This window comes from Variovorax palleresanus, from assembly GCF_051144945.1.
Classification (GTDB): domain Bacteria; phylum Pseudomonadota; class Gammaproteobacteria; order Burkholderiales; family Burkholderiaceae_C; genus Variovorax; species Variovorax paradoxus_S.
Genome location: NZ_JBJNVP010000002.1, coordinates 3490175 through 3502730, shown reverse-complemented (window position 1 = coordinate 3502730; position 12556 = coordinate 3490175). Strand labels below are relative to the sequence as shown.

General features: G+C 66.7%; 11 protein-coding genes. 1 reads left to right on the top strand and 10 read right to left on the bottom strand.

The window, feature by feature from the left end; genetic code table 11:
* Window positions 1–168 precede the first annotated feature (168 nt).
* From hslU to dksA, 4 genes are read right to left on the bottom strand one after another with little or no spacing between them, the layout of a single operon-like run.
* Window positions 169–1497, bottom strand: coding sequence for an ATP-dependent protease ATPase subunit HslU (gene hslU / locus ACJ7Z0_RS20250; protein ID WP_434791274.1), 1329 nt, complete (start codon window positions 1495–1497; stop codon window positions 169–171).
* Window positions 1498–1499: 2 nt separating this feature from the next.
* A complete protein-coding gene (gene hslV, locus ACJ7Z0_RS20245; protein ID WP_026283873.1) occupies window positions 1500–2045 on the bottom strand; it encodes an ATP-dependent protease subunit HslV in 546 nt (181 codons plus the stop codon).
* Between the two features lie 59 nt (window positions 2046–2104).
* A complete protein-coding gene (locus ACJ7Z0_RS20240) occupies window positions 2105–3838 on the bottom strand; it encodes an STAS domain-containing protein (protein WP_434791273.1) in 1734 nt (577 codons plus the stop codon).
* A 50-nt stretch (window positions 3839–3888) separates the two neighbouring features.
* A complete protein-coding gene (gene dksA / locus ACJ7Z0_RS20235; RefSeq protein ID WP_431132329.1) occupies window positions 3889–4794 on the bottom strand; it encodes an RNA polymerase-binding protein DksA in 906 nt (301 codons plus the stop codon).
* 469 nt (window positions 4795–5263) lie between these two features.
* Here dksA and ACJ7Z0_RS20230 point away from each other — a divergent pair, with 469 nt between their 5' ends.
* Window positions 5264–6730: a YdgA family protein gene (locus ACJ7Z0_RS20230; RefSeq protein WP_434791272.1), complete on the top strand. Its 1467-nt coding sequence runs from the start codon at window positions 5264–5266 to the stop codon at window positions 6728–6730.
* Between the two features lie 144 nt (window positions 6731–6874).
* On the opposite strand, the gene ACJ7Z0_RS20225 is transcribed toward ACJ7Z0_RS20230, so the two are convergent.
* The 6 genes from ACJ7Z0_RS20225 to dapF all read right to left on the bottom strand — a co-directional run bounded on the left by ACJ7Z0_RS20225 (window position 6875) and on the right by dapF (window position 12445).
* Window positions 6875–7921, bottom strand: a complete 1047-nt coding sequence (locus ACJ7Z0_RS20225; protein ID WP_431124821.1) for a CobW family GTP-binding protein — start codon at window positions 7919–7921, stop codon at window positions 6875–6877.
* 83 nt (window positions 7922–8004) lie between these two features.
* Complete coding sequence (locus ACJ7Z0_RS20220; RefSeq protein WP_434791271.1) at window positions 8005–9225, bottom strand: class I SAM-dependent rRNA methyltransferase; 1221 nt, start codon at window positions 9223–9225, stop codon at window positions 8005–8007.
* Window positions 9222–10247, bottom strand: coding sequence for a tyrosine recombinase XerC (locus ACJ7Z0_RS20215; protein ID WP_434791270.1), 1026 nt, complete (start codon window positions 10245–10247; stop codon window positions 9222–9224). Before ACJ7Z0_RS20215 ends, ACJ7Z0_RS20220 begins: the two co-directional genes overlap by 4 nt.
* Window positions 10231–10866 (bottom strand): YdcF family protein, encoded by a 636-nt coding sequence (locus ACJ7Z0_RS20210; protein WP_434791269.1) that lies wholly within the window; start codon window positions 10864–10866, stop codon window positions 10231–10233. Before ACJ7Z0_RS20210 ends, ACJ7Z0_RS20215 begins: the two co-directional genes overlap by 17 nt.
* Window positions 10863–11564 (bottom strand): DUF484 family protein, encoded by a 702-nt coding sequence (locus tag ACJ7Z0_RS20205; RefSeq protein WP_431124830.1) that lies wholly within the window; start codon window positions 11562–11564, stop codon window positions 10863–10865. The genes ACJ7Z0_RS20210 and ACJ7Z0_RS20205 overlap by 4 nt, the downstream gene beginning before the upstream one ends.
* The gene (gene dapF / locus ACJ7Z0_RS20200; protein ID WP_434791268.1) at window positions 11561–12445 is read right to left on the bottom strand and encodes a diaminopimelate epimerase; all 885 of its coding nucleotides are present in this window, start codon (window positions 12443–12445) and stop codon (window positions 11561–11563) included. The genes ACJ7Z0_RS20205 and dapF overlap by 4 nt, the downstream gene beginning before the upstream one ends.
* Between the last annotated feature and the right edge of the window lie 111 nt (window positions 12446–12556).

Genomic DNA, 12556 nt, shown 5'->3' with positions numbered 1-12556 from the left:
CTTCAGGCGCAACTGGTCGTTGGTGGTATTTTTTGTAATGGAATCAACGACTTAGCGCCGATTTCCAAACCTGGAAACCGGTGAATTTCGTTGAGAATGAAGCACTTAGCTCACGCAGTGAATGTGATGCGTGAAGCGCGGCCCCGTTACAGGGGCCGCAAAGCAGCTTCAGAGGATGAAGCGCGAAAGGTCTTCGTCGTGACTTAGTGCCGCAAGGCGCTCGTCGACGTAGGCGGCATCGATGCGGATGGTCTGTCCTTCGATGCGCGCTGCGTCGAAGCTTACCTCATCGAGCAGACGCTCCATCACGGTGGACAAGCGGCGGGCGCCGATGTTTTCGGTGCGCTCGTTCACCTCGAAGGCAATGGCCGCGAGGCGGTTGACGCCTTCGGGCGTGAATTCGAGCGTCACGCCTTCGGTCGCGAGCAGCGCCTGGTACTGCTTCACGAGCGACGCGCGGGTCTGCGTGAGGATGCTTTCGAAGTCCGACACCGAGAGCGATTGCAGCTCCACGCGGATCGGAAAGCGCCCCTGCATCTCGGGAATCAGGTCGCTCGGCTTGCTGAGGTGGAACGCGCCGCTCGCGATGAACAGTATGTGGTCGGTGCGCACCACGCCGTACTTGGTGCTCACGGCCGTGCCCTCGACCAGCGGCAGCAGGTCGCGCTGCACGCCCTGGCGCGACACGTCGGAGCCCTGGGCTTCGCTGCGCGTGGCCACCTTGTCGATCTCGTCGATGAAGACGATGCCGTTCTGCTCGGCATTGGTGATGGCCTGCATGCGGATCTCGTCCTCGTTGACCAGCTTGGCGGCTTCCTCGTCGATCAGGAGGCGCATGGCCTCGGCGATTTTGAGCTTGCGCGTCTTGCGCTTGCCGCCGCCCAGTTGGCCGAACATGCCGCGCAGCTGCTCGGTCATTTCCTCCATGCCCGCCGGGCCCATGATCTCGAGCGGGGCACGGGTTTCGGCCAGGTCGAGCTCGATCTCCTTGTCGTCGAGCTGGTGCTCCCGCAGCTTCTTGCGGAAGGCCTGCCGAGTGGGGTTGGGGCCATCGAGCGCCGGCGTGGTGCCATCGGCGCCGCGCGCGGGGGGCAGCAGCACGTCGAGGATGCGGTCTTCGGCGGCGTCCTCGGCACGGGCGCGCACCTTGGCGCTTTCGGCTTCGCGCGTCTGCTTGACGGCAATCTCGGCCAGGTCGCGAATGATCGAGTCGACGTCCTTGCCGACATAGCCCACCTCGGTGAACTTGGTCGCCTCGACCTTGATGAACGGCGCATCCGCCAGGCGTGCCAGGCGGCGCGCGATCTCGGTCTTGCCCACGCCCGTGGGGCCGATCATGAGGATGTTCTTGGGCGTGATCTCGGCGCGAAGCTTTTCTTCGACCTGCTGGCGGCGCCATCGGTTGCGCAGCGCAATGGCCACGGCGCGCTTGGCGGCGGGCTGGCCGACGATGTGGTTGTCAAGCTCGGAGACGATTTCCTGGGGGGTCATGGACATGGTCAGAGCGCTTCCACGGTGTGGTTCATGTTCGTGTAAATGCAGATTTCGCCGGCTATCGCGAGCGATTTGCGCACAATCTGCTCCGCCGTGAGATCGGTATTGTCGATCAGCGCCTTGGCCGCGGACTGCGCATAGGCGCCGCCCGAACCGATGGCGATCACGCCGTCTTCGGGCTCCAGCACGTCGCCGTTGCCGGTGATGATGAGCGAGGTGGTGGCGTCGGCCACGGCCAGCATGGCCTCGAGCTTGCGCAGCACCCGGTCGGTGCGCCAGTCTTTCGTGAGCTCGACGGCGGCGCGGGTCAGGTGGCCCTGGTGCTTTTCGAGCTTGGCCTCGAAGCGCTCGAAGAGCGTGAAGGCGTCGGCCGTGGCGCCGGCAAAGCCAGCCAGCACCTTGCCGTGATAGAGCCGCCGCACTTTGCGCGCCGTGCCCTTGATGACGATATTGCCGAGAGTGACCTGCCCGTCCCCGCCAATGGCGACCTGATCGCCTTGGGGGGTCTTGCGGCGCACGCTCACGATGGTGGTGCCGTGAAACTGTTCCATCGAAGCCATCTGGGGATGGCCGGGGCCAATACAACCCCGCGCTTTGCTCTGGATTGGGCCTAGTTCTTTCGGAGCGCCACGGTCGCGTGGTCGGCAATGCCGACGATGTCGAACAGCGCCGCAATCAGCCGGTGCGCATCGACGAACTGGACCCGGTCGCCCTGGGCGTCCCGCGCCCGCACCCAGCTCAGCAGCGTGCCGGCGGCGGCAAGGTCCATGCGCAGCAGTGCGGCACACGAAATGACAGGCGCCGTCGTGTTGCGCAGGTCGGTGTCGAGCCGCTGCAGGCTCGAATGCGTTTCTCCGCGCAAATCGCCCGCCAGTGCCGCAAAGCCGCTGTCGGTGGACGGAAAGCTCTCCGATTCGCCGCCGACCGACAACAGCGACCACACGGAGCCGGCGCCCGAGCGGCTTCCCTCGGGGGGAGCCAGCAAGGCGCATTCCCCCTTCGGGTCTTGCCAGGCGGGCGGCGAGACTTCGAAGGTGATGCAGTAGTTGAGCGCCACCAGCTCGAAATCGTCGGGCATGTTCATCATGCGCAGCGCCGCCAGATGCAGCTGCCACCAGACGTCTTCGGTACTGCGCTCGTTGTTGGGCGTGGCCTCGGCCAGCACGGCCTGCAACTTGGCGGCACCGATGAAACGCAGTTGCACCGGCGAATCGGCCCAGTGCGCGAACAGCACGCGCAGCGGCGCAGCGGCATCGCGCTCGATGGCGGCCAGCGCACGCCAGTCGAGCGTCCAGACCGAACCGGCCTTGGACAGCGCCCGCGTGAGATTCATCAATCCGTCGCGCGCCAGGCGTGGCGGGCTGGTCCAGTCGGCGCCGGCCGGCGCCAGTTCGGCGTATTCACTGGCCACCACGGCCTTCACGTTGCGCGCCAGTTCATCGAGCGGCACCCAGTCCGGGCCCATGCGCTTCATGCGTTGCGCATAGCGCATGCGGGCGGTGGCAAAGCGGGTGGCGTCGCCGGTGGCGCGATACAGGTCGAACAAGGCATGCCAGCGCGCGTCGTCGCGCTCGGCGGTGGCGTGGTCGCCTTCACCCCCGACCGCCACACTCTCCGAGGCCAGCGCCTGCAGAAGAATGGCCTCGGCACCGGCATCGTCGCCGTGCGCGAAGCGGATCACGGCCTCTTCGAGCGCGCCGTCTCGCGCCAGCCGCGCCGACAGCAGCGAGGGGACGCTCACCTCGGCGCTGGCAGGCCCAGGCCCGACAGGGGCGGGAGCCGAAGCTGGCGCCACGGCGGCGGCGGGCGCAGGCGTGGATACCGGCGCAGGCGCAGGCGCTGGTGCAGGTGCCGGCGCCGCACGGCCAGAAGGCGTCCCGAGCAAGCTGGCCAGCTCGGCCGCATCCACCGGCGGCGGCAGGGTTTCGGCGCCGGCGTCGGGGGGCTCATTGGCCAGCACCTCGCCGTTGGGGCCGCGGCCCTTCCACCACTGCTGCGACATCTGCTCTTCGATCTCGTCGATCTTCTTGAGCGTGAGGGCGCGACCCTCCGATTTTTCGGTGGTGCTGTTCAGGTTGAAGGAAGACGGTGTGACCGTTCCTTCGAAGGCGTGGGCGGCCGCTTCACGCTGGCGCAGCTTGCGGAGCATGTCGAACTCGCGCCGGCGAACGAAATCGTTGCGCTGGCGCCGCTCGATCATCTCCTTGAGCATTTCCCGGCTGTAGGCCTGGTCCACGGGCAGCGTGGAATCGGCGGTCGCATTCAGCTCCGACCAATCCTTGAGCGGATTGCGGACGAACTTCGCCACCTTCGAAAACAGGCGGCCCGACTCTTCCTTTGGCATCGACAAAAACTTCGAGGCGATCAGGTTCTCTCTTTTTTTGTGTTGCCGGCTCAGTCCCCGAACATCTTCTGCTTGAGTTCGCGGCGCTGCTGCGCTTCGAGCGACAGCGTGGCGGTGGGTCGGGCCAGCAGGCGGCCGACACCGATGGGCTCGCCGGTTTCGTCGCAATAGCCGTAGTCGCCGGCGTCGATGCGCTGGATCGACTGCTCGATTTTCTTCAGCAGCTTGCGCTCGCGGTCGCGCGTGCGCAGCTCGAGGGCGTGCTCTTCCTCGATGGTGGCGCGGTCGGCCGGATCGGGCACCACCACGGTGTCTTCACGCAGGTGCTCGGTGGTTTCGCCGGCGTTTTCGAGGATGCCGCGCTTGAGTTCGACCAGCTTCAGGCGGAAGAACGCCATCTGCTTTTCGTTCATGTACTCGGTGTCGGGCATCGCGATGACTTCGGCGTCGCTCAACTCGTCGACCGACTTGGTTTTCCAGTTGTTGGCGAGCTTCGGGTCTTTTTTCACCGCCACGGGCGGCGGCGGCACCAGCGCATTGGAGGGCGCCTGCGAGAACGAAGACTTGGCAGCGGTCGAAGCCACCGATTGCGGCATGGAAGGCACGGTCAGCTGCGACAGCCGGGACACGCGGCCACCTCGCGCGGGCGCGGGTGCAGCGGTCTGAACGGGCATCGAAGGTGTCGCCGTGGCGGAAGAAGAGGCGGCAGCCGTTTTTTTCATTGGGATCGGAGGGGCAGAAGGAACGGCAGCAGTGCGGCCGACGGTTTTGGATGGCGGTAGACCCGCAACTGCAGTTTTGGTTGCACTCTTGGCCGGGGCGGATGCCACCGGCGCCGCAACGGACTTTGCAGGCTTGACGGGCTTTGCAACGGTCGCGGCCTTGGCCGATGGCGTTGCTGGCTTCTTTGGAGCGCTTTTTTCTTTCGTGGCCGGAGCTTTTGCAGCGGAAGAGATTTTTTTCGCCGCGGTTACAGCCGGCTTTGCAGCCACCGCTTTTTTAGCGGCGGGCTTGGTTGCTGGCGTGGCCTTGGCGGCGGGTTTCTTCACGGTGACTGGCTCCTTGAACGAACTGGAACGCGCTTTCACTGGGTGTCTCCTCCCAAGGGAGCCTTTGCGGGTTTCAGGCCGCCTGGGCTCCACTCGTCGGAGTGCTCGCAGTGACGAACCCCGGGGTTATACCCCCGAAAGCCCGCCAGAAACGTGCGGCGCCCCGTGCCGTAAGCCACATCCCGTCGTTCGGACGAGGGCGTGGCTGCCGGAACAGGCGCGCGATTGTATAGAGAACTCGAAATGAAGGGGGATGTGCCTGCAACCGGGCCGCCTCCGGTAGCATCGCCAGCGTTGCCGGAGGGGGCAACGAAGGCCCGCCAAGCCGCCGAGGGACGGTGCGGGTCGACCAACAATTCATACAAGAGAAGAAATCGTGAGCAAAAAAGCAGTTTTGGGCGCGCTGGCAGCCGCCATTGCGCTTGCCTATGGCGGCAGCACCTGGTGGGCCGGCACAAAAATAAAGTCCAGTTACGACACCGCGCTGGACGAGCTGCCGAAGCAGACCGCGCTGGTACGCGTGGTCAACCGCAGCTACGAGCAGGGCTTTTTCGGCGCAGTGAGCACCGTGACGCTCGAGCTCGGATGCGCAGCCGATGCCGCGGCGCAGGTGCCCGCCGTCAATCCCGCCGAGGGTGACGACGAAGACGACGATGCCGCCACGCCGTTCAAGCCCGTGCGGCTCACCTTCCGCGACACCATCCGCCACGGCCCGCTTGCAGGCGGCACGCTGGCCGCAGCCACCATCGACAGCGAACTGGTGCTCGACGTGAAAGGCCAGGCCAAGGCCGAACAGCTCTTCGGCAAGGCCAAGCCCCTGACGGCGCACACCAAGGTGGCGTTCGACGGCGGCTACACCAGCGACCTGACCGTGGCGCCGGCCAAGGTGACCGACGAAGGCAAGGCCCAGTTCACCTGGCAAGGCGCGCAAGCCCGCATCGAGGTGAACGGTGCCCGCACCCAGGTGCACTACGACCTGACCATGCCGGGGCTGGACGTCAGCGACATGCGCACCGGCGCCACCATGAAGATGGGCAAGCTGACCGGCAAGGCCGACATGGACAGCAGCGCGGGCTGGATCCTGGCCACCGGCAAGACCGAAGGCCGCCTCGAAAGCTTCGAATTTGCCGCCCCCAAGGGCCTGGGCACCGCCGAAGGCGCCGAGGGCAAGGCCCTGCCGACCGTGCTGTTGCAAAACATCGACATGCTTGCCGATGCCAGCATCAAGGACGGGCTCTACGCATCGACCGGCACGATCAAGGGTGCCGGCAAGATCGGCGAAACCAAGATCGACAAGTTCGAGATGAGCAGCGGCGGGCGCCGCATTCACGCCGCCGGCTACAAGAAGCTGGCCGATGCCTGGCTGAAGTCGAGCGCCATCAATGGCTGCGGCAAGGGCGGCGCCAAGGCGTCGCAAGCCGCCATGCAGACGCTGATGGACCAGCTGGCGCCCGACCTGAAGGCCATGGCCAAGTACAACCCCGAGATCGGCCTGGACAAGATGCTGGTCGAAATCGGCGGCAAGCGCGGCGAGATCAGCTACACGGCCGGCATGGTCGGCGTGACCGACGAAGACCTGCAGGCGCCGGGCATGGCGCTGCTGATGAAGCGCGGCGTGCTCAAGGCCAATGCGCGACTGCCGATGCAATGGCTCGAGCAGATTGCCGCCACCGGCGCCGAGAGCGGCCAGACGCCCCCGCCCGAGATGGTGGCGGGGCTGGTCGAGCAAGGCGAAGGCATGGGCTTCGTCAAGCGCGACGGCACCGACATCACGAGCCAGGTCGAGTACAGCGAAGGCAGCCTGAAGGTCAACGGCAAGCCGCTGGGCGGCATGGGCAAGTAAGCCCCGGGGTGTTCCTCCCCCCTCCCCCTCTGGGGGAGGGCCGGGGTGGGGGGCACGACGGCCTCCCAAAAAAGCGCGGCGCCCGATCGAGGGCCCGCCCCCATCCCAACCTTCCCCCAGCGGGGGAAGGAGCAAGTCAGAGCCTCAGACCAAGCACTGCTCCAGGCCTTGCTCGAGGATTTCGCGCGGCAGCTCGATGCCGATGAACACCATGCGGCTCTGGCGTGCCTCGTCCTTGCCCCACTCCGGGCCCAGGTCGCTGCCCATCAGCTGGTGCACGCCCTGGAAGATCACCTTGCGCTCGGTGCCCTTCATGTTCAGCACGCCCTTGTAGCGCAGCATGCGCGGGCCGTAGATGTTGACGATGGCGCCCAGGAAGTCTTCGAGCTTGGCCGGGTCGAACGGACGGTCGGCCTTGTAGACGAAGCTCTTCACGTCGTCATCGGTGTGGTGATGGTGGCCATGCCCCTCGTGCTTGTGCGAGGGATGGTCGCAATTTTCGCCATGCGCATGGTCATGGTCGTGCGCCTCTTCTTCCTTCAGGAAGTCGGGATCGATGTCCAGCTTGGCGTTCAGGTTGAAGCCGCGCAGGTCGAAGATGTCTTTCAGCGGCACATCGCCAAAATGCGCCTTCTGCTGCGGCGCGCGCGGGTTCATGTGCTTCAGGCGGTGAATCAGCGCCTCGGTTTCTTCGGCCGACACCAGCTCGCTCTTGCTGATGAAGATCTGGTCGGCAAAACCCACCTGGCGGCGCGCTTCCTGGCGGTCGTTGAGCTGCTGCGGCGCGTGCTTGGCATCGACCAGCGTCAGGATGGAGTCGAGCAGGTAGCTCTCGGCAATCTCGTCGTCCATGAAGAAGGTCTGCGCCACGGGGCCGGGATCGGCGAGGCCCGTGGTCTCGATCACCACGCGGTCGAAGTCGAGCAGGCCCTGGCGCTTCTTGGCGGCCAGGAGCTGCAGGGCTTCGCGCAGGTCTTCACGGATGGTGCAGCAGACGCAGCCGTTGCTCATCTGGATGATCTGCTCTTTCGATTCGGTCACGAGGATGTCGCTGTCGATGTTCTCTTCGCCAAACTCGTTCTCGATCACGGCGATCTTCTGGCCGTGGGCTTCCGTCAGGATGCGCTTGAGCAGCGTGGTCTTGCCCGAGCCCAGAAAGCCGGTGAGGATGGTGGCGGGAATAAGGGCCATGGTGTGCTCCGAAGGCGGAAAACAGGAAGAAAAAGAATTGGCCGGCAGTTTAGCCAATGCCACTCAGTTGCGTTGGCGCGGGGTCAAGCGGGCTTTCGCACCACCACCAGGCCCTTCAAATATTCGCCCTCCGGAAACTCGATGGTCATCGGGTGGTCGGGGGCCGCGCCCAATCGTTCGCTGATGTAACCGTCCACTTGGGCGTCGATGCCGGCCGAAGCCACGATCTTGTGGAACAAGTCCGCGCTGATGCCGCCCGAGCAGGAAAAAGTCAGCAGCACGCCGCCGGGCTCCAGCAGCTTGAGCGCGAGACGGTTGATGTCCTTGTAGGCACGGGCGGCGCGCTCGGCATGGGCCACCGTGGGCGCAAACTTGGGCGGGTCGAGCACGATGGCGTCGAAGGTGCGGCCCTCTTCGATGAACTCGCGCAGCACGGTGTTGACGTTGGCATCCAGAAACTCGGTCTTCACGCCCGAGCCCTCGCCGCCGAAGCCGTTCAGCGCCAGGTTGGCCCGTGCCTTTTCGAGCGCCGGTTGCGACGAATCGACCGACACCAGTTCGGCGCCATCCATCGCGCCCGCCGCCTGCAGCCCCGCGAGCGCAGCCACCGTGAAGCCGCCGGTGTAGCAAAAGCAGTTGAGCACGCGCCGAAAGCGCCGGTGCTCCGCCAGCTCGGCAAAGCGCTGGCGGCTGTCACGCTGGTCGAGGTAGAAGCCGGTCTTGTGCCCGGTCGCGATGTCGAGCGAGAGCTTCCAGCCGTGCTCGCGGATCGTGATTTCGGTGGCGCCCTCCCCGCGCAACCAGCCCGTGACGGGTTTCAGGCCTTCGCGCTCGCGGCCGCTGGCGTCGGAACGCTCGTAGAGCTTGTGCAGGCCGGTGGCTTCGAGCAGCGCATCGGCAATGGCGGCCTTCCAGCGCTCGACGCCGGCCGACAGGAACTGCGCCACCAGCGTGTCGCCGTAGCGGTCGACGATGAGGCCCGGGAGCCCGTCGGCCTCGCCGTGGACCAACCGGACACCGTCGCTCTGCAGGTCGAAAAGCGACCGGGCCGCCACCGCGCGGGCGCACACCGAGGCAAGAAAGGCCGCGTCGATGCGCTGCGTTTCGACAAAGCTCCAGGCCCGCGCGCGGATCTTGGAAATGGGGCTGAACGCAGCCCAGGCCAGGAAAGCGCCGTCATGCGATTCGACGCGCACCGTCTCGCCCGAATCGGCACCGCCGCGTGCAATGGCGGATTCGAAGATCCAGGGATGGCGGCGCTGCAGCGAGCGCTCCTTGCCGGGCTTGAGGCGGAGGGTTTTCATTTGTTGTCGATGTCGTCTTTTTTGGGCTTGGCGCGCGATTCTTCCGGGCGCGCCTGCGCGCGCGGATGTGCCGCGTCATAGGCCTTGGCCAGGTGCTGAAAATCCAGCCGGGTATAGATCTGCGTGGTGGAGATGTTGGCGTGGCCCAGCAGCTCCTGCACGGCGCGCAGGTCGCTGCTCGACTGGAGCACGTGGCTCGCAAACGAGTGCCGCAGCATGTGCGGATGCACCGGCGCCGCCAGGCCGGCCTTGAGGCTGCGCTCGCGCAACAGCTTCCACACCGCCTGCGACGACATCCGCACGCCCTTGCTGTTGATGAAGAGCGCCGCCGCGCCCGCGGGGTCGCGGAGGCCCGCCGTTGCCAGCGCCGGGCATTCGCCGCGCACCGCGAGCCAGTCGCGCAGCGCTTCGGCCGCCTTGCCGCCGATCGGCACCAGGCGCCGCTTGCTGCCCTTGCCGAGCACATTGGCTTCCAGCGCGTCGAGGTCGACCCAGCCGCGGGCCGTGTTGCTGGCTTGCGCGTCGAGGCCGGTGAGCTCGCTCACGCGCAGGCCGCAGCCGTAGAGCACTTCGACGATGGCGCCGTCGCGCGCCTCGGTCCAGGGGTCGGCCTCGGGGTCGTACATTTCGGCGAGCCGCACCGCGTCGTCGACTGCCAGCGCCTTGGGCAGCGGCCGCGCGGCCTTGGGCGCATGCACGTCCTTCACCGGGTTGAAGCCCACCAGCCCTTCGTTGCCGAGCCAGCGGTAGAAGCTGCGCCAGCACGACAGCACCAGCGCAATGCCGCGCGGCTCGCGCCCGGCGCTGTGCAGCTGCGCCATCCAGCGCCGGATGTGCGCCGTCTGCACGCGGTCGAGCGAGAGCCCGGCGTCCGAGGCGTTGGCCGCAAGCGCTTGCAGGTGGATGGCATAGAGCTCGACCGTTCGCGCCGCCAGCCGGCGCTCCACGCGCACGTGCTCCAGGTATTTCTCGACCCAGGGCGGCGTGGCGGCCGTTTCCGCCGTCTCAGTAGAGGTAGCCATTGAATGCATTGTTCACGACAGCCAGCGGCTCGCGCAACGCGCCCTTGAAAACCATGCCCCAGCGGCGCCAGCAGCTCGTGTCGGCGGCCGCATACTGAACATCGAATTCCTTGTCGAAACCGCTGGCCCGCACCAGGCGCTCCACGCGCCACAGGTGGTAGGGCTCCGACACCACGATGACGGCGCGCACGCCCGCGGCCTTCAGCATCGGCCGCGACATCGCCAGGTTCAGGCGCGTCGACGTGGAAGCCGGCTCCAGCAGCAGCGGACCGGCATAGCCCTCGGCGCGCGCATGGCGCTCCATCACCTCGGCTTCGATGCGGCCGTCTTCCTTGTCGACGCCGCCCGACAGCACCAGCTGCTTCACGCGGCCTGCGTTGGCCAGCGCAATGCCGGTGTCGACGCGGCCCGTGAGGCACGGGTTGGGCTTGCCCTTGAGGTAGGCGCGGTTGCCCAGGATCAGCGCGGCATCGGCCGGCTGTTGCGGCGGATTGGCAAGTGCCTCGTCCGCGTGCCGCCAGATGACCGCGGCAATGGCCAGGTAGGCCAGCAGGCCTGCCACCAGCACCGTCCACAGCACGGGCCGCGCGGCCCGCCAGGGCCGGCGCCGGACGCTCAAGGCCGCAGCCGCGACAGCGCGCCCGAGGCCAGTTCGGCAATGCGCTCGAGAAAGTCGGTGCCCATTTCGGCGTTGAAGCGCTGTGCATCGGGCGAGGCCAGCACCAGGAGGCCGAAGGCCGGCGACTCGGCATCGGGCCGCAGCGGAATCAGCGCAATCGACGCGGCCCCGGTCGGCTCGGGCAGCCAGTTGGCCGCCTCGAAGCCCGAATTGAGCCCGCAATAGGGCGAAGTGAGCGAGGTGGCCAGCGCCTTCACGTCGTCGCTCACCCACTGGGCATAGGCCTCGTTGAGGTAGTCGGCCCCGCAGTCCCACACCTTGATGGCGGTCTGCGGCACCAGGAACAGCGACTGCAGATCGACCGCGATGCGGTACGGCAGGCTGCGCGGGTCGCGCGTGGTCAAGAGGCCGCGAGTCCAGCGCTGCAGGCGGTCGGCAATCACCACGTTCTCGGTGCCGTGGCGCACCATGTCCATCAGCCGATGCTCCAGCGCCTTGATCTTTTCGCGCAGCATTTCGGCCTGGCGCTCCTGCAGGCTGACGGCGCGGTTGCCGTGCGGGCTGGTGAGCTGCACCTGCGCCAGCAACTGCGCATGCCGCTCGAAAAAGTCGGGCGTGTTCGCCAGGTAGTTGGCGATGTCGTCTTCGGTGATCGGGTTCATGGCGTCGTCTTTGTTGTTTCTGATGTTGGTGGTCATGGCAGCTCGGGCACCTCGATGTCTCCCTCGAAAACCGTGGTGGCCGGCCCGGTCATGAGCACCGGGTTCCCCTCGCCCTCCCAGCCGATGGTGAGCACGCCGCCGTGCGTCTGCACGTCGACCCGGTTGTCGAGCAGGCCGAGCCGGATGCCCGCCACCACCGCCGCGCAGGCGCCCGTGCCGCAGGCCAGCGTTTCGCCGGCACCGCGCTCGAACACCCGCAGCTTGACGTGCGTGCGGTCGATCACCTGCATGAAGCCGGCATTCACCCGCTGCGGAAAACGCGGATGGTGCTCGATCTGCGGTCCCTGCCGGGCCACCGGCGCGGTGTCGACGTTGTCGACCAGCTGCACCGCGTGCGGGTTGCCCATCGACAGCACCGCCACGGAAACAATGGCCGAATCGGCGTGCGTGCCAAGCGCCAGGTGCCACGTGTGCCACGAACCCGTGGGCTGCGGGTCGAGCCCGGCGGTGTCGAAGGGCACGCGGGCCGGCTCGAAGATCGGCGGGCCCATGTCGACCGTGACCCGGCCGTCTTCGCCCATGCGCGGTTCGATGATGCCGGCCAGCGTTTCGACGCGCACCGTCTCCTTCTCGGTCAGGTGGTGCTCGCGCACGAAGCGCATGAAGCAGCGCGCGCCATTGCCGCACTGCTCCACCTCACCGCCGTCGGCGTTGTGGATCACGTACTGAAAATCGACGCCCTCGGCCGCGCTCTTGGAAGGCGGCCGCACCGTGAGGATCTGGTCGGCGCCGACACCGAAGTGGCGGTCGGCCAGAAAGCGGTATTGCGCGGCCGTGAGGCCCAGCGAGCCGCGCGTTTCGTCGAGCACGACAAAATCGTTGCCGGCCCCCTGCATCTTGGTGAAGCGAATTCGCATTGGGGGATTATCGCCACCGGCACCGCACCTGACGACCCGGCGCCGTTAAACCCGCTACAGCGCTGGGACCGCGATCGGCGTGCGGCCGTTTTTCGGGTTCAGGGGATGTCG

Bases quoted from the DNA above. Each gene is read 5' to 3' on its own strand.
- dapF (WP_434791268.1), bottom strand. From the start codon at position 12,445: ATGCGAATTCGCTTCACCAAGATGCAGGGGGCCGGCAACGATTTTGTC.
- ACJ7Z0_RS20220 (WP_434791271.1), bottom strand. From the start codon at position 9,225: ATGAAAACCCTCCGCCTCAAGCCCGGCAAGGAGCGCTCGCTGCAGCGC.
- ACJ7Z0_RS20225 (WP_431124821.1), bottom strand. From the start codon at position 7,921: ATGGCCCTTATTCCCGCCACCATCCTCACCGGCTTTCTGGGCTCGGGC.
- ACJ7Z0_RS20215 (WP_434791270.1), bottom strand. From the start codon at position 10,247: ATGGCTACCTCTACTGAGACGGCGGAAACGGCCGCCACGCCGCCCTGG.
- hslU (WP_434791274.1), bottom strand. From the start codon at position 1,497: ATGTCCATGACCCCCCAGGAAATCGTCTCCGAGCTTGACAACCACATC.
- ACJ7Z0_RS20205 (WP_431124830.1), bottom strand. From the start codon at position 11,564: ATGACCACCAACATCAGAAACAACAAAGACGACGCCATGAACCCGATC.
- hslV (WP_026283873.1), bottom strand. From the start codon at position 2,045: ATGGAACAGTTTCACGGCACCACCATCGTGAGCGTGCGCCGCAAGACC.
- ACJ7Z0_RS20240 (WP_434791273.1), bottom strand. From the start codon at position 3,838: ATGCCAAAGGAAGAGTCGGGCCGCCTGTTTTCGAAGGTGGCGAAGTTC.